Below are 16,014 nucleotides of genomic sequence, written 5' to 3' on the forward strand. Positions count from 1 at the left end.
GCAGAGAGGGATGCCGATGGACCATGACCGGGACCGGGACGCGGACCTGGACACTGTCGCCGACGAGTTGTACGGCCTGCGACCGGAGGAGTTCATCCCCACCCGCGCCGCACGAGCCGCGGCAGCGCGCACGGCCGGCGACCGTGCCCTGGCAACCGAGATCGGCAAGCTACGCCGCCCGAGCCTGTCGGCCTGGGCCAGCAACCTTCTGGTCCGCGAGCGCCGCAGTGAGGTCGAGCCGCTGCTCCGCCTCGGCGAAGGCCTCCGGCAGGCCCACCAGGACCTGGACGGAGCGCAACTGCGCGAGCTCAGCCGACAGCAGCGGATCCTGATCGGCGAGCTGTCCCGACAGGCCGGACAACTCGCCGCCCAGGCGGGCCACCCGATCAGCGACGCCGCCCGCCACGAGGTCGAGAGCACCCTGCACGCCGCCCTCGCGGACCCCGAGGTGGCCCGCGAATGGGCGAGCGGCAGACTCACCAAGCCCTACAGTGCGGCGACCGACTTCCCGGTGGTGGCGGCCCCCGCGACGACCGCCCGCCGCACCCCGCCGTCACCGGCCGAGTCCCGCAAACGCCGGCCCGCCCCTCGCGACACCAAGGCCGACAAGGAACACCGCCGTCGCCTCACCCAGGCCCGCAAGGACGCCGACGAGGCGGCCCGAGAACTCCGGGCCCAGGAGGACGAGACGGCGACCGCAACCCGCCAGGCCTTCGCAGCGAGGAAGCACCTCGACGAGACCCAACAACGCGTCACCGAACTGACCGCAGAGCTACAACACGCCAAAACCGAACATCAACAGGCTCGCACCGCCGAACAGGAGGCCCGCAACGACGCCCGCACAGCCGACCGCCGACTGCGCGAGGCTCGGCGGCGGGCGGAGGGGGCTGCGGGGGAGCTGGAGGGGCTGGAGGCGGAGGGCCCGTGAAGTGCCCCCGTGGCCACGTGGGGCGTTCACCTGCGTTGATGGGTGGCTGATCGCAGGTGGGAGCCCGGCTCGCGGCTGTCAGGCCGCCTTGGTTCCGGTGGCACGTGTGCCCGAGGCGGGCTCCTGTGCATCGTCGAGAAGGAAGCTCTCGTCTTCCCCGAAGTCCGGGGCCTGGAAGGGGTCGGTCGCCGGAGGCGGCGATGCCGCGGTGGAACGGCGGGGCTGCCCTTCCGGAGCGGAGAACAGCGAGGTCAGTTCGATGAGAGGTCTCTCCTTCGTCACAGGTCCCTGAAGGGCCCTGTTGTGCCGTGACCGGGCACAGCGGTCCTAGAGCTTGGTCATCTTGGCGTACGGGCTCAAGATCCGTATCGGCGTGGATCCGAAATCGACGAGCGCCGCGATTCCGGCCTCGATACCGATCACACGACCGAGGCCGTACATGTCGTGGGTGACCTGGTCGCCCACGGCGAAGTGCTTGGGTGCAGGCGCGACCGGGGCCTTGAAGGGGCTGGTGGGCAAGTGACGCTTCTGGGCAGCAGGCTTTGTCATTGCCCCCAGTATGCGCCTACGGGCATCCCCTTCGCTGCCCCTGTCCACGTCCAATGCTCGGCACCGACCCGGACGGGAGCGTTCATCTCGGGGTTACGGCGGATGTCAATGCCGCTGACCAGGCAATTCCATCCGGTGAGGCCATCTGGAGCCGCTCATTGCCGAGAATGGGAGCTCAGTCGGGTCACGCCCAGTCGCGCAGACCGGCGCCGGGCGCCGGCGCCGGCGCCCGGCGAGGAAGCCCGGGTCAGCCCCACGCCGGGCCGCAGGTGAGCACAGCCGAAGTGACGGTGGGCAGACCTGCGTTGCAGGGACCTGCCTGGAATCGCAGTCGTGTCGGCATCCCCCACATATGGTCCCGCCCCCACCGCCACCGTCATTCACACCGCCCAGCGAGTCGCCCGACAGGGCTTCGTGCTCGGTGGGGTCTTCATGGTGATGGGTGCCCTGTTCGTGGTCCTTGCGGTGATCATCACTGCCGGCCTCAACGGCAACGACCCCCAGCCGGTGGGACTCGTAGCACTTCTCTTCGCGACCATCGGCTACTCAGGCCTCAAGATCTTCCGCTCGGCCCTCGCACTCCGCCCGATGGCAGTGAGCGTCGACGAAACAGGGCTGTGGCTCCGCAACAGTGCCGGTCAGAACGTCAAGACGTACTCCGTGACGTCCCTGAAGCTGTCGTACACGCGTCTCGGCGGGCCGTTCGCACGCTGACCCACCGACCGCTGCGACTGCCGCTGAGGAGCGATCCACAGCCGGCTCCACCTGCCCCCGGCTGCCGGCACCGAGCCCGCAGGCGGGGGCTTTGCGTTGCGCCACCACGTCCCGACTGCGGGGGCGGACACCTCACACACCGTCGGACCTGATGAAGCCATCATCAAGGGGGAGCTGCCGGACGACGGCTCGGCGTCCCCGGCTGACCTCGATGAGGCCGTCGTTCCCGAGCCGCGTGAAGGCGCGTTGAGCGGTGCCGACCGACCCGGGTGATGAGTCCGACCCGGGTGATGAGTTTTCGCGCCCGCACCCGTCACACCTACGCCGGGACACGACGAGGCGGAAGGATGACGTGATGAGTGCGGACACGCGGTTGGAGGAGCTGGGTGTGAGCGGTCTGGGCGAGGTCGACGAGCCGACGTTCTCGGGGCTGGCGGAGCGGCACCGGCGGGAGCTGCACGTGCACTGCTACCGGATGCTCGGTTCGTTCGAGGATGCCGAGGACACCGTGCAGGAGACGTTCCTGCGTGCCTGGCGGCGGCGGGAGACCTTCGAGGGTCGGTCGACCTTCCGGGCCTGGCTGTACCGGATCGCCACCAACGCCTGCCTGGACCTGCTCGCCAAGTGCCGACCGGAGCCTGCGACCGGCGGCGAGGTCCTGTGGCTGCAGCCCTACCCCGACCGGCTGCTCGACGAGCTGCCCGCGGGCGACGCGGACGAGCCGGAGACCGTCGCCGTCGCACGGGAGACGATCGAGCTGGCGTACCTGGTCGCAGTCCAGCACCTCGCGCCGCGCCCGCGTGCCGTGCTGATCCTGCGGGACGTGCTCGGCTGGCCGGCGAAGAACGTCGCGGAGCTCCTCGGGGACTCCGTCAACTCCGTGAACAGCGCGCTGCAGCGGGCCCGCGCCGGCATGCGGGAGCACCTGCCCGCCGAGCGGCAGGACTGGACCGGCGACGAACAGGACGCCGGGACGCGCGAGCTGGTGCGCCGCTATACCGACGCCAGCGTGGCCACCGACGTCCCGACGCTCGCCTCGATGCTGCGGGACGACGTCCGCAGCTCGATGCCGCCCACGCCGGGCCTGTACGTCGGCCGCGACACGGTCGTCAACTACTGGGTCGAGAGCGGCTTCGAGGGCATGAAGGGCCTGCGCGCCGTCCCCACCTCCGTGAACCGGCAACCCGCCATCGCCTTCTACCAGTGGCGGAAGCGGGAGGGCGCGTACCTGCCGCTGACGATCGACGTCCTGCGCGTCACCGGCGGGGCGATCACCGAGATCATCACGTTCCACGACGACCAGTTCCTGCGGCTCGGGCTACCGGAGCGCCTGCCGGCGGACGCCATGGAGTAGTCCCGGTGCGGCTGGTGGGCGGCCAAGAGCAGCGCTGTATGGGCGTCTCGCCGTAGCCCGCGCCGCAACCGCTCGTTCACCCGCGTCGCCGAGTCCGCCGACCTCCGCGTCATCCGCCTCCACGACGCTCGCCACGGCACCGCCACCCTCCTCACGGCGGCGGGGGTGTGATGGAGATCTTCGGACATTCCCAGATCAGCATCACCATGGACGTCTACACGCACGTCGTGCAGGACACCCAGCGCGAGGCCATGAGCCACATGGACCGGCTACCACGAAAGCGGCGGCCCGGTCGTCAGTGACCGACCCCGTTGATGTCAGTCTGCTGGGTGTGGTCTCCACTAGCAGCCGCAGTTCCCCGTGAATCCCCGTCTGATCTGGCGCGGTTGTGGCACGGAACTTCTGACCCGGCGGGCACGGTCAGGACTTTCCGACGGTAGACGTCTCTTGATCGTAAACGCGCTGGTACTCAGCGACCGTGTCGCCGAACTGCCTGCCGCCAAGTTCCTCCAGGCGGCCGTCGCGTCGGTCAACAACGATGGGCCCGGTCCCGATCCACATGTCTTGCGAACTCCCCGTTTGCACGTATCTGGAGCTTTGATACCGAAACTCCCACCCGAAGCGGTGTTCCTTCACACGGATCAGTACAGCGGTCACGCCCTCCTCCGGAGGGTGCGACTGCATCTGTGCGAGATGGGCGTCAACGATCTCTCTGGCCCGCTCGGATGTGATCACTCCGCGAGACTACGAAGCATCTGAAGTCGGTGGAGTCTTGATGACCGAGTCAAGCTGGTAGGGCGCCCCCCTTCGGCTGACCGTGGCACCCCCTTCGTACCCACGCTTTGAGGTCTGGCCTCATCCTTATCAGGTCGACTACGAGGGCTCGATTGCCCTCGTCTTCTCCTGGTGGTCGCAGGATGAGCGGTCGTGCGGGTCCGGCATTGACTGCCTACGTCCGCACTTGTTGGCGTCTTCGCTGGTGATGTCAGCCCCCTGTGGCCTTCTTGACCTGCCGAGACGCTGTGTCAGCCGCTCCCCCGGGGGTTAGGATCCGCTGCCGACCTGTGGAAAGTCCGACCGGGCGGCTTCCCGGAGGTGTGAAGTGGCTGCAGCAGTCAGGTTGCCGCGTGGGCAGGCCTGGTTTGCCTGCGGCGCGCTCGCTGCGTTCGCGTTGGTGACTGTCGCGGCCGGGCTGACGGCATGGCACAAGTACCAACTGCTAGCGGAACCGCTGACGCCGGGGCCATACGTCGACAACCCGCTGGTCGAGGCCGACACGTATTTCAGAAACTTCATGGGCTGGCGGACGGGGCTGCTCCTTGTGGCCCTGCTGCAGTTCAGCATATGGCTCGCCAATATGCGCGATGTCGCGGATGTGCTGTGGCGTGAGGGACAGCGTCGGCGTAGGGCGTGGTTGTTCTTCGGCTGGGTGATACCGGTTGCACAGCTCTTCGTGCCCAAGATGTTCGTCAACGATCTGTGGGCTGCCAGCCGGCCGGAACCGCAGCGCCGACGCGGACATCCTCTGCTGACGGCGTGGTGGCTATCTGTCCTGGCCGCAGCCAACGCGTATGCGTTCAGCGGTGCCTCCAAGGATTTGAAGAAGGCCGCCACCACGACCCAAGCTCGGGATGCCCTGCGGCAGATCATGTTCAGCGAAGGCCTGTACATCTGCGCCGCCGTGCTGTCGATCGTCGTCGTCTGGCAGCTCATCCACAGGTTGGAGCGCGCCGCTGCGACAGCGCCCGATGAGATCTGGCCGATGGGCCGAACGACACCTGAGGTCCCAGGACTCATGCATGCTACGCAGGCGGCGGAGCCTCAATGGGCGAGTCAAACTCGTGAGGGGTCTTGAAAACCGTCGTGGCAGCGATGCCACCAGTGGGTTCAAATCCCACACCCACCGCACAGGTGAACGGCCCCTGACCAGGTCATATGGTCAGGGGCCGTTGTGTGGGGCACTGTCCGCGAGTGACCGCCGTTCCCCGGTGTTCCCCGCTCGATCGGGCACGGCAGGGGCACGCGTAGGCGTTACTGCACCGAAGTGAGGTGGTCCCCGGCGAGGCACCAGCGACGACCATGCGAGTCGGTGAAGGAAACGCGAGGCACGTAGTTCCTCGGGTGGTCATCTTCCTTCCACTCACGGGCCTGGAAGTAGCACGAAGAGCCACGGCTCAGCACGGGCACTGTGAGAGGTAGTTCTTCGCCGGACCCTAGCTCTCCCCACTCGTTGGCTCTAACCGCTGGGCCGAGGTGACCGAAGTCGGCCTTTATTCCCTGGATTTCGGCTTCGCTCTCATTGTGTACAAGCACGAATGCGGCTTGGTCATCAGCTGAGATGATTCCTTCGAAGCGATGGCCGCTGAGTCGGACTCCGCGAGCCTGACGCTCTGTGCGCTCCTTCCGCTCCAGGAGCAGCACGTCTCGCTCCACGGTGAGGACCTCAGCTTGCTGCGCGATGAACTCGCGCTGTTCTCGGATCTGGTCTCGCTGGCTCTTAAGCGTCCAGGCAGCCGCACCAGCCGCAAGTGCGGCAAAGATCGCTCCTACCCACGTTGGGGCGTCCCCCCAGTCGATCTCGTTCATCGAAACAGGCTAGGTACACCAGCCTGCACGCGGGTGGCTTTCTTCACCCACCACTCTGGGGGTGGCGGTGGGTTGCGGGAGTCTGTGTCGTGATCGGCCGGATTCCCGCTATACCTCAAATCCCCTTCCTGGACTGCAACTTGAATACTCGTAGCTCAGTGGATAGAGCGCAGCCAGATCTCCGTCGTATGTAGTGTGCGGAAATGACGAGAAGCGAGCGGCTCGCGGAGCAGCTGGACTGGTACTGGCGCAAGAACCTACGGCCGCGGCTGGACGGTCTTACCGATGAGGAGTACTTCTGGGAGCCGGTGCGCGGCTGCTGGAGTATTCGCCCACGTGGCACGTCGGCCGCACCGATGTCGGAAGGTTCGGGGGCATGGACGATGGACTTCGCTTCCCCCGGCCCGGAGCCAGCGCCGGTGACCACGATTGCCTGGCGGCTGGCGCACATCATCGTCTCGTGCCTGGGCTATCGGGTCGGGTGGTACTTCGGAGGCCAGGACGTCGACTCTGAGACATTCGCCTACGCGGGGACCGCTGACGAGGCGCTGAAGCAGCTCGATGAGATGTATGGGAGATGGAACGCGGGGGTCCGCGAACTCTCGGACGCTGACCTGGAGAATCCGCCCACGGTGGGTCCCGAGGGGTTTCCCATGGAGAACAGGGTCCTGCACGTCAACAGGGAGCTGATCCATCACGGGGCCGAGATCTCCCTGCTGCGCGACCTCTACCGCTGGCAGGACGGAGCCGTACCGCGCCTCTGACATCAATGGCTGACACCAACACCGGCGAACGACTGCGGATCAGTGCGGACCTCAACGGCCGGTCTAAGGGCACGTAGCGGCTTCAATACAGGTCCGGGAGCCCCAGTGGATCGACCTGATAAGGATGAGGCCAGACTTCAACGCTTGGCCTATACGGACCGACCACACCATCGGCGGCGCCCATCACCTTGACTCGGTCATTGAGACTCCGTCGATCACGTGAGCCGAGGACCGCGCATGGACGCTGAGGTGCACGCCAACTGTTGCTGTCTAGTGCAGGTGGTCGTGCGGGGTACGACCGTGGACGGGATGTCGTCGGCAGATGTCCGTGAGTCGGGCTTGAGGTAGTTGCGGATGATGCCCTCGGCCCGGTCGTGCGACGTCTCCTCGTGCTCCGCGACGCCAAGCCACCGGTCGAGCAGGAACGACATGGTCACCTGCGTCTTGGGGTGGCGGTTCTCGTCGACCTGGTGGAGGAGCTTAGTGCGGGCCTTCTCAGCCTCGACCTCCGTGTCGGCTTGCTCGTGGAGATAGATGTCCTTCTTCGTGAGCGGGTCACGCCCGGCGTAGACCCGGACTTGGAAGCCGGCCCCGTTGGGGCGGATGCTGCCGCGCTGACGTCGCTTGTTCTTGGTGTTCGCCATGGTTCTGGAACCTATTCATGGTTAATGCCATGGCTACGACGAACAGCGCGCCTACCCGTGAGAGGTAAACGCGCTGGTCAGACTCTGTGCCCCCGGCAGGATTCGAACCTGCGACACCCGCTTTAGGAGAGCGGTGCTCTATCCCCTGAGCTACGAAGGCGGAAGGTGCCCTGACAGCGTAGCGGATGCGTCCCTCGGGGTTCGCCCCGGTTGTGGGGGATCGGTGGCGTGCCTTGTCGATCTTCTTCGAGAGTCGACCTCGGTCGCGCTTGACCTCAAGTTAACTTGAGATTTTACGTTGCTTGCGCGGGCCCCGCTCAGGGCCGATCGCGGTCACCTCCGGCTACCGAAACGAGGCACCTCCATGTCCGAGACCCCGCGCACCCCCGTACCTCAGGACTCCCGGATCCCCCGGACCCACCAGTCCCCCCAGCCCCCACTCAAGATCGGCGTACTCATCGGCAGCGTCCGCCCCGGTCGTTTCGCTGACAAGGTCTCCCGGTGGTTCGTGGCTGAGATCGGGCGGCGTGACGACATGGAGACGCATGTCATCGATCTGTCCGAGCCCGCCCTCACCGACGAGCTCAAGCTCACGCTGGAGCGGGCCGCGGGGCCCGGCGATGCACCGACGCTGGCCGAGCGGATCGGTGGGCTCGATGGGTTCGTCGTCGTGACGCCCGAGTACAACCACGGCTACCCCGCCTCCCTCAAGCTGGCCATCGACTACGTGTACCGGGAGTGGCGGGCCAAGCCGGTTGGCTTCGTTTCGTACGGCGGTATGGCCGGCGGTCAGCGGGCGGTGGAGCAGTTGCGGCAGGTCTTCGCCGAGCTGCACGCCGTCACGCTGCGCGACACCGTCAGCTTTCACATGGCGTGGGAGCAGTTCGACGACGAAGGGCGCCCGCACGACCGGGACGGCACCGGCAAGGCCGCCGCCGTGCTGCTGGACCAGCTCGCCTGGTGGGGGCTGACCCTGCGGGAGGGCCGGGCCGCCAGGCCGTACGACGGCTGAGGCGCCTCCCGGCACCCGGCCTCCCCCCTGCAAGCCCCGTCACGCCACCCCCACCCGAGCAAATCTCCCCGCCACCCGAAGGTCCCCCTCCACCCGCCCCGCCGTCTCCACCAGCTCCGGCAGCACCTCCCGCACGCACTCCTCCACCGATCGTCGAGCCGCATGCATCGCCACGTTCAGTGCGGCGACCACGCGGCCGGTGCGGTCCCGTACCGGTACCGCCACCGAGCGGAGTCCCGCTTCCAACTCCTCGTCGACCAGGGCGTATCCACGGGTCCGGATGTCCTCCAGCGTGGCTGTCAGAGTCGCCGGGTCGGTGGTGGTGTGGGGTGTCAGGGGGGAGAGGGGGCCCAGGTGGCGGTCTTCGGGAGGCAGATCCGCCAGCAGGACCCGGCCCAACGACGTCGCGTACGCCGGCAGTCGCGTGCCCACCGTGACGTCGACGCTCATCACGCGGCCCGTGGCGGCGCGGGCCGTGTACTGGATCTCGTCGCCCGACGGCGTCAGCACTGCCAGGGACGTCGACTCGTGGACACGGGCGGCCAGTTCGGTCAGGTGTGGGGTCGCGATCTGGGGGAGGGAGGTGCGGGACAGAGGCGGGAAGCCAAGAGAGAGTACGCGTGGGGTCAGGGCGAAGGCGCGGTTGCCGGACTGGCGTACCAGGCCCAGGTGCTCGTAGGTGATGAGTGCCCTGCGTGCGGTGGCCCTCGCCAGTCCGGTCGCCCGGGCCACATCCGTCAGTGTCAGTTCCGCCCGGCCCTCGCCGAAGGCGGTCAGTACGGTCAACCCGCGAGCCAGTGACTCCACGAACTCCCTGCCCAGTTCCTGCTTGGAGGCTCCTGTCCAGGCCGCCAGGCCGGCCGCTGTCGGCCCGCGCTGCGCGTGCGGCTGCGGTGCCTCGCGCAGTTCGTGCTCCATCTTCGCCACCGTGGCCCGTAGGCGGGGGAGCAGCGTGTCGCGCAGGTCCGCGGCTGTGTGCCGGCTGGTGTGGCTGACGACGTTCGCCACGCAGGCGATACGGCCACCCGCCCGAGGGTCCCTCACCGGCACGGACACGGCGACCAGTCCCGGCTCGATCAACTGGTCGTCCAGTGCCCAGCCGTCCTTTTGCGCACGTGCCGCGCGGCGCTCGAATTCCTCGTCGGGGGACGGGTGCGGTTGCGCCGGTACTGCGGGAAAGCCGCGGTCCTCCCGGTCCGCCGCCCGGCGCTCACGCCAGGCGTGCCACTCCGTGGCCGTCCACTCCGTCGCGAACAGCGGGCCCGGCGAGGTGCGTTCGGCCGGGAGCAGGTCGCCGATGCGGAAGCTCAGGGACATCGCGCGGCGGCGGGTGGCCTGGTGGATGAAGCGGATGCCGTCGCGGTCGGCGACCGCCAGCGACACCGACTCGTCCAACTCGTCCGCGAGCGCGTCGGCGTGGGAGGCGAGGAGGGCGGGCAGGCCGAGGGCGGCCAGGTAGGCGTTGCCCAGTTCCATCACTCGGGGCGCCAGGATCACGTCGCGGCCGTCGAGGCGGACGTATCCCATGCGCGCGAGCGTGGACGCGATCCGGTCCACCGTGGAGCGTGCGAGTCCGGTCGCCCGCTCCAGCCCGCTCGCGCTCAGCGTCCCGCCCGCCTCCGTCAGCCGCCACAGCACCCCGACGCCACGGATCAGCGGCGTGACCGCCTCCACCGGCACGGCACGGTCGTCCAGGGTCGTCTTCGCGGGCATCGGCTCTCCGGTACGGCGGTCGCGGCAGGCCTAACCGTAATGCGATGTGCCGCGAGGCGACGCGATGGGATGGGATGCGATGCGGTTCGTTCGATTCACGCGCTCGTACGGCGGCGACTCGAGCCCACACCCCAGCCCAGCAACCCTCTACGCCCCCAGCTCAGTAACCCCCCAGACCCCAGCCCAGCAACCCTCTACGCCCCAGCCCAACAACCCCCCACACCTCAGCCCAGCAACCCTCTACGCCCCAGCCCAGCAACCCGCCACATCCCCAGCCCAACAACCCCCACACCCCTACCCCCGCGAAACCCGCACCCGATACCCCCCCGCCAGATCCGCCCCCACCACCGCCACCCGCACCCCCCTCTTCTCGTCCCGGAACTCCTCCCCCGGCACGAACGTCGCGTCCGAGAGTTCGGCGTGGACGTTCGGGCTGCGGGTGCAGCCGCCGCTGTCCTCGTGGGAGTCGAGGACCTTTACCGGGCCCATTCCGGTGTCGACGTCGGCGTCGACCTTGTAGATCAGGACGCCGGGGCGGCACACGGCCTCGTCGTTGCCCTCGCGGGTGCGTAGTTCGACGGCGTAACCGGTGCGGCGGTCCAGCGGGACGAAGACCAGTTTGGGGCCGCCCGTGCGGGCCAGCGGGGTGAGGGCGTACTCGGCCTTGCCGGGGGTGGCCGCGCACCGGACCTGGTCCGAGTCCAGCCAGCCCAGTTTCCACTTGTGCCAGCCGAGGAGGTCGTTGTTGGCCCCCCAGTCCTCGCTCATGATGTCCCAGTGGCCGACCGCGCCCCCGCCCTCGGCGGTGTACAGGTCCGGCAGGCCGAAGACGTGGCCGTTCTCGTGGGGGAGTACCCGGTAGCCGGTGCGGTGGTAGGTGCCGGAGCCGTCGTCCTGGCGGGAGTAGACGAAGGACGCGTTGGTCACCGAGACGCCGTCGGCCACCGGAGCCTCGGCGTTGCCCGCGAAGGTCACCGACAGGACCGTGTCCAGGGCCGACGGGCCGGCGTTCGGGGTGACCAGGACGTTCAGGAAGTCGTACGACCGGAAGTCCACCTTGGGGTCGGCCGCGATCACGAGGTCCTGGACCAGTTGCCGGTACCCGGGGTCGAAGGGCGCGCCGCGCTCTATGCCGTACGCCCGGAACGACTTGGGCATGCGCAGCCAGCGGGGTATCGGGGTGTCGGGGCGGTAGTCGAGGCGGCCGTAGGAACTGGTGCGGAACCACTTCTGGGTCTGCGGGAAGAACTCCCCGAAACGGTCGAGCGCCTTGCCCGTGCCGGGCGCGTCGGGGAAGTCGACCATCAGGGTGAGGGCGCGGACGGTTCCGGTGGAGCGGGCGTAACCGCGCGGTGTCGGTACGCCCTCCGACATCTGGACCGTCGGCCGGCCGCTGATCATGCAGGGGCCGAGAGCCGCGGAGTGGCCCGGTGGTATCGGGCTCGCTCCGGCCGCCGTGGAGGTCCCCGCCGTGAGGTGCCCGGTGCCTGCCGAGGTGCTGACCGCCAGGGTCAGGGCGGTCACGGAGGCAAGGGCGGCCACACGGCGGGGGCGTATCCGACTGGTCGGCTGCATGCATGGGCCTCTCGTCCATGGCAGCCGCCGACTGCGTACTGCACCCTCTCGATCACCCTGTGTCGAGGGCTGGACGTGCGCGCGTTGGAGGAGACCGAACGTGGGTCCCCGGCCGCGAGAGGCGGGCGAGATTGTGACTCAGGTCACAAGGAATTCCTTGCGGGTTTGGGAAATAACCGGGGAGCCCCTCCCCGTTTAGTCATGTGTCCGAGCGAAACGGGGACAGCTTCCCCGGATCGCCACCAGAGAACTCAGGAGTACGCCGTGCAGACCGCAACCCCCGCACCGCGCAAGGCGACCCGGCCGCGCGCCGACGCCCTGCGCAACCGGGAGCGGATCGTCACCGCCGCCCGGGAGATGTTCGTCGAGTTCGGCCCTGACGTGCCACTGGACGACATCGCCCGCCGGGCCGGCGTCGGCAACGCCACGGTGTACCGCAACTTCCCCGACCGCGACGCACTGGTCCGCGAGGTCGTCTGCTCCGTCATGGACCGTACGGCCGCGGCGGCCGAGCTCGCGCTCGCTCAGACCGGGGATGCCTTCGAGGCTCTGGAGCGCTTCGTGCACACGGCCGCCGACGAGCGGATCAGCGCGCTGTGCCCGATGGTCCAGAGCACGTTCGACAGCAACCACCCTGACCTGGAGGCCTCGCGCGAGCGGGTCGAGCAGCTCATCGGGGCGATCATGGACCGCGCCAAGGTGGCCGGCCAGCTCCGCTCCGACGTGGACGTCGGCGACGTCATGATCGCCGCCGCCCAGCTCAGCCGGCCCCCGGCCGGCACGGGCTGCGACATCGCCGACCGTTACGTCCACCGCCATCTGCAGCTGTTCCTGGACGGGCTGCGGGCCCCGGCCCGTTCCGCCCTGCCGGGCACGCCGCTGACCATGGAGGACCTGCGCCAGGCCTGACCGATCAGTTCAGAGCACAACGGCAGTCATCAGAGCGCCACGGCAGCCGATAGACCGAACCACAAAGCCACCGACTGACTCTCACCGGCCGTCACAGCCGACGAGCCGTCCCCTTTCCTTTCACTTTTTCCGTCACGAAGTCCCGAAGTGGGTAGACCCATGTCTGAAACGGCCGTAAAGGCTTCCGGCGGCACCCTCGGTGCCGCTGATCCCAACCGCTGGAAAGCGCTCGCGTTCATCGCGATAGCCCAGCTGATGGTCGTGCTCGACGCGACCATCGTGAACATCGCCCTGCCCTCCGCCCAGCAGGACCTGGGTATCTCCGACGGCAACCGGCAGTGGGTCGTCACGGCCTACGCCCTCGCCTTCGGTGGTCTGCTGCTCTTCGGCGGCCGTATCGCCGACCTCTGGGGCCGTAAGCGGGCGTTTGTCATCGGTCTGGGCGGCTTCGCCGCGGCCTCCGCGCTCGGTGGCGCGGCCACCAACGAGGCCATGATGTTCGGCGCCCGCGCCCTGCAGGGTGCGTTCGGCGCGCTGCTCGCTCCTGCCGCGCTCTCGCTGCTCGCCGTGATGTTCACCGATGCCAAGGAGCGCGCGAAGGCGTTCGGCATCTACGGTGCGATCGCCGGTGGTGGCGGTGCCGTGGGTCTGATCCTCGGCGGTTTCCTCACCGAGTACCTGGACTGGCGCTGGACGTTCTTCGTGAACATCCCGTTCGCCATTCTCGCCGCGGCCGGTGCCTGGTTCGTCATCCGTGAGCCCAAGGGCGCCCGCAACCGCTCCGCGCTCGACATCCCGGGCGTGATCCTGTCCACCCTCGGTCTGGTCGCGCTGGTCTACGGCTTCACCCGCGCCGAGTCCAACGGCTGGGGCGACTCCCTGACGGTCGGCATGTTCGTCGCCTCCGGTGTGCTGCTGGCGGCCTTCGTCCTGGTCGAGTCCAAGGTCAAGGCCCCGCTGCTGCCGCTGCGCGTGGTCACCGAACGCAACCGCGGCGGCATTTACCTCTCGCTCGGCCTCGCGATCATCGCGATGTTCGGCCTGTTCCTCTTCCTGACCTACTACCTGCAGATCGTGAAGGGCTACTCGCCGGTCAAGACCGGCTTCGCCTTCCTGCCCATGATCGCGGGCATGATCGCGGGCTCCACCCAGATCGGCACCCGCCTGATGACCCGGGTCGCGCCGCGCCTGCTGATGGGCCCCGGCTTCCTGGTCGCCGCCCTCGGCATGCTGCTGCTGACCCAGCTGGAGATCGGCTCCTCGTACGCCGCGCTCCTGCTGCCGGCGATGCTGCTGCTCGGCCTCGGCATGGGTACCGCGTTCATGCCGGCGATGTCGCTGGCCACGCAGGGCGTCAAGCCGCAGGACGCCGGTGTGGCCTCCGCGATGGTGAACACCTCGCAGCAGGTGGGCGGCGCGATCGGTACGGCGCTGCTGAACACGATCGCCGCCTCGGCGACCACGGCGTACGTCGCCGACCACATCGCCGGTGCCACCAGCCGGTCCCAGCAGCAGCTGGTCCAGCTGGAGGCCATGGTGCAGGGCTACACCAGCGCCATCTGGTTCGCCGTCGGCATCCTGGTCGCGGCCGCGGTCATCGCCCTGACCTTCGTCAACGCCGGCCGCCCGGGCGGTACGACGGTGGCGTCCTCCGAGGAGGGCGCCGAGGACGAGGTGCCGGTGCCGGTCGTCGCGCACTGACGTAGCACCGAGGCCGGCGGCGACCGCCGGCCACCCCTTCGGGCCAGGCGTACGTACGGGGATGGGGACGCTCCGTACGTACGACCCCCAGGACCTGCCCCGGCTCGCTGAATGAGCGGTTCAGCGGAGCCAGGGCAGGTCCGCACCCGCTTCGCTGGGCTGCAGGCCCTCGGCGACGATCCGCATGATCTCGCCGAGGGCCTTTTGCTGTTCCGGCGTAAGCCGGTCGAACATCGCCTGCCGCACGGCCTCCACATGGCCAGGCGCGGTCTGCTGCAGCACCTCCAGGCCCGCGTCCGTCAGCACCGCGAACTGGCCCCGCTTGTCATCGGGGCAGTCCTCGCGCCGGACCCAGCCGTTCTTCTCCAGCCGGGCGATGGCATGCGAGAGACGGGAGCGGGTGATCTTCGCGTACATCGCCAGCTCGGTCATCCGCAGCCTGCGGTGCGCGGACTCGGCGAGCTTGACCAGCAACCCGTAGTAGATGTGCGGCATGCCCGCGTCCCGCTGGAGCTGACGGTCCAGGTGGTCCTCGAGCAAGGTGGCCGCATCCAGGTAGGTGCGCCAGACGCGCTGCTGCTCGTCGGTGAGCCAGCGCGGTTCCGGTGCGGATGCGGGGTCGGGCGAGGGTGGCGCGGAGGTCGATGCCGTATTCATGTACTCCACTGTACGAGAGCTCTCCTTGAAATTTTAACTACTGCGGCGTACCGTCTCTGGCAGAGAAGCTTTAGATTTGAAGCAAATGGCTTCAAGTCCCCGGAGGGAGCCGTCGCCATGTCCGCCGCCACGCAGGAGCGCATGCCCGCCCTCTATCTCAGTCACGGCGCCCCGCCCCTTGCGGACGATCCGCTCTGGCCCGCCGAGCTCGCCGCCTGGTCCGCCGACCTGCCGCGCCCGAAGGCGATCCTCATGGTCTCCGCCCACTGGGAGGAGGCCCCGCTCGCGATCGGTGCCACCGGGACCGTTCCTCTCGTCTACGACTTCTGGGGCTTCCCCGAGCACTACTACCAGGTGCGATACGCGGCCCCCGGCGCCCCCGAACTCGCCGAGTCCGTACGCAAACTGCTGCGCGCCCCCGGCATCCCCGTGCAGGACATCCCGGACCGCGGCCTCGACCACGGCGCCTACGTCCCCCTCGTCGAGATGTACCCCACCGCCGACATCCCCGTCCTGCAGATCTCCATGCCGACCCTCGACCCGGTGCGGCTCATGGAGATCGGCCGCAAACTGGCGCCGCTGCGCGACGAGGGCGTGCTGATCGTCGGCTCCGGCTTCTTCACCCACAACCTGGCCGCCCTCAGGCAGGGTGGAATACCCGCGTGGTCGGTGGAGTTCGACGACTGGGGCCGCCAGGCGCTGGAGAACCGCGACTGGGACGCCCTGCTGGACTTCCTGCGCAAGGCTCCGGCCGGCCGCTACGCCCATCCGCGCACCGAGCACTTCGCCCCGCTGTTCGTGACGATGGGCGCCGCGGACGCGACCGGTGAGCTGGAGGCGACGCAGAAGTCGGTGATCGACGGGTTCTGGATGGGGCTCGCGAAGCGCTCGGTGCAGTTCGGCTGAGG

The 16,014-nt window shown here is 68.5% G+C and carries 17 protein-coding genes, 1 tRNA gene and 1 pseudogene; 10 read left to right on the forward strand and 9 right to left on the reverse strand.

The window, feature by feature from the left end:
• Positions 1-10: 10 nt before the first annotated feature.
• On the forward strand, positions 11-928 hold the full coding sequence (locus ACFY5C_RS17395; RefSeq protein ID WP_389445123.1) for a hypothetical protein: 918 nt from the start codon (positions 11-13) through the stop codon (positions 926-928).
• 78 nt (positions 929-1,006) lie between these two features.
• On the opposite strand, the gene ACFY5C_RS17400 is transcribed toward ACFY5C_RS17395, so the two are convergent.
• Positions 1,007-1,210, reverse strand: a complete 204-nt coding sequence (locus tag ACFY5C_RS17400; protein WP_389445125.1) for a hypothetical protein — start codon at positions 1,208-1,210, stop codon at positions 1,007-1,009.
• Between the two features lie 45 nt (positions 1,211-1,255).
• Positions 1,256-1,477: a hypothetical protein gene (locus ACFY5C_RS17405; protein ID WP_389445126.1), complete on the reverse strand. Its 222-nt coding sequence runs from the start codon at positions 1,475-1,477 to the stop codon at positions 1,256-1,258.
• A 333-nt stretch (positions 1,478-1,810) separates the two neighbouring features.
• Here ACFY5C_RS17405 and ACFY5C_RS17410 point away from each other — a divergent pair, with 333 nt between their 5' ends.
• The 3 genes and pseudogenes from ACFY5C_RS17410 to ACFY5C_RS17420 all read left to right on the forward strand — a co-directional run.
• A complete protein-coding gene (locus tag ACFY5C_RS17410) occupies positions 1,811-2,191 on the forward strand; it encodes a hypothetical protein (protein ID WP_389445127.1) in 381 nt (126 codons plus the stop codon).
• 355 nt (positions 2,192-2,546) lie between these two features.
• A complete protein-coding gene (locus ACFY5C_RS17415) occupies positions 2,547-3,545 on the forward strand; it encodes an RNA polymerase subunit sigma-70 (protein WP_389445129.1) in 999 nt (332 codons plus the stop codon).
• Positions 3,546-3,614: 69 nt separating this feature from the next.
• Positions 3,615-3,847: pseudogene (locus ACFY5C_RS17420) on the forward strand (tyrosine-type recombinase/integrase); the annotation flags it as partial.
• 118 nt (positions 3,848-3,965) lie between these two features.
• Here ACFY5C_RS17420 and ACFY5C_RS17425 read toward each other — a convergent pair.
• A complete protein-coding gene (locus tag ACFY5C_RS17425; protein ID WP_389445131.1) occupies positions 3,966-4,280 on the reverse strand; it encodes a YrhB domain-containing protein in 315 nt (104 codons plus the stop codon).
• A gap of 367 nt (positions 4,281-4,647) precedes the next feature.
• Here ACFY5C_RS17425 and ACFY5C_RS17430 point away from each other — a divergent pair, with 367 nt between their 5' ends.
• On the forward strand, positions 4,648-5,400 hold the full coding sequence (locus ACFY5C_RS17430) for a DUF4328 domain-containing protein (protein WP_389445132.1): 753 nt from the start codon (positions 4,648-4,650) through the stop codon (positions 5,398-5,400).
• Positions 5,401-5,576: 176 nt separating this feature from the next.
• Here ACFY5C_RS17430 and ACFY5C_RS17435 read toward each other — a convergent pair whose 3' ends face one another.
• Entirely contained in the window at positions 5,577-6,131 is a 555-nt protein-coding gene (locus ACFY5C_RS17435; protein WP_389445133.1) for a hypothetical protein, read from the reverse strand.
• A 203-nt stretch (positions 6,132-6,334) separates the two neighbouring features.
• Between ACFY5C_RS17435 and ACFY5C_RS17440 the strand changes: the two genes are divergently transcribed.
• Entirely contained in the window at positions 6,335-6,895 is a 561-nt protein-coding gene (locus ACFY5C_RS17440; RefSeq protein ID WP_389445135.1) for a DinB family protein, read from the forward strand.
• Positions 6,896-7,110: 215 nt separating this feature from the next.
• Here ACFY5C_RS17440 and ACFY5C_RS17445 read toward each other — a convergent pair whose 3' ends face one another.
• Positions 7,111-7,539: a hypothetical protein gene (locus tag ACFY5C_RS17445; protein ID WP_389445136.1), complete on the reverse strand. Its 429-nt coding sequence runs from the start codon at positions 7,537-7,539 to the stop codon at positions 7,111-7,113.
• Between the two features lie 87 nt (positions 7,540-7,626).
• Positions 7,627-7,699: transfer RNA gene (locus ACFY5C_RS17450), tRNA-Arg, on the reverse strand.
• A gap of 204 nt (positions 7,700-7,903) precedes the next feature.
• Here ACFY5C_RS17450 and ACFY5C_RS17455 point away from each other — a divergent pair.
• Positions 7,904-8,551, forward strand: a complete 648-nt coding sequence (locus ACFY5C_RS17455) for an NADPH-dependent FMN reductase (protein WP_389445137.1) — start codon at positions 7,904-7,906, stop codon at positions 8,549-8,551.
• 39 nt (positions 8,552-8,590) lie between these two features.
• Here the strand turns inward: ACFY5C_RS17455 and ACFY5C_RS17460 are convergent, their stop codons facing one another.
• Positions 8,591-10,264, reverse strand: a complete 1,674-nt coding sequence (locus ACFY5C_RS17460) for an IclR family transcriptional regulator C-terminal domain-containing protein (RefSeq protein WP_389445139.1) — start codon at positions 10,262-10,264, stop codon at positions 8,591-8,593.
• Between the two features lie 294 nt (positions 10,265-10,558).
• Positions 10,559-11,839, reverse strand: a complete 1,281-nt coding sequence (locus ACFY5C_RS17465) for a M6 family metalloprotease domain-containing protein (RefSeq protein ID WP_389445142.1) — start codon at positions 11,837-11,839, stop codon at positions 10,559-10,561.
• Between the two features lie 264 nt (positions 11,840-12,103).
• Between ACFY5C_RS17465 and ACFY5C_RS17470 the strand changes: the two genes are divergently transcribed.
• Complete coding sequence (locus tag ACFY5C_RS17470) at positions 12,104-12,748, forward strand: TetR/AcrR family transcriptional regulator (protein ID WP_389445143.1); 645 nt, start codon at positions 12,104-12,106, stop codon at positions 12,746-12,748.
• Between the two features lie 159 nt (positions 12,749-12,907).
• Entirely contained in the window at positions 12,908-14,449 is a 1,542-nt protein-coding gene (locus ACFY5C_RS17475; RefSeq protein WP_389445144.1) for an MFS transporter, read from the forward strand.
• A gap of 120 nt (positions 14,450-14,569) precedes the next feature.
• On the opposite strand, the gene ACFY5C_RS17480 is transcribed toward ACFY5C_RS17475, so the two are convergent.
• Positions 14,570-15,106, reverse strand: coding sequence for a MarR family winged helix-turn-helix transcriptional regulator (locus tag ACFY5C_RS17480; RefSeq protein WP_389445145.1), 537 nt, complete (start codon positions 15,104-15,106; stop codon positions 14,570-14,572).
• 117 nt (positions 15,107-15,223) lie between these two features.
• Here ACFY5C_RS17480 and ACFY5C_RS17485 point away from each other — a divergent pair, with 117 nt between their 5' ends.
• Positions 15,224-16,012, forward strand: a complete 789-nt coding sequence (locus ACFY5C_RS17485) for a dioxygenase (RefSeq protein ID WP_389445146.1) — start codon at positions 15,224-15,226, stop codon at positions 16,010-16,012.
• Positions 16,013-16,014: the final 2 nt, after the last annotated feature.

Source organism: Streptomyces sp. NPDC012935, from assembly GCF_042900345.1.
Classification (GTDB): Bacteria; Actinomycetota; Actinomycetes; order Streptomycetales; family Streptomycetaceae; genus Streptomyces.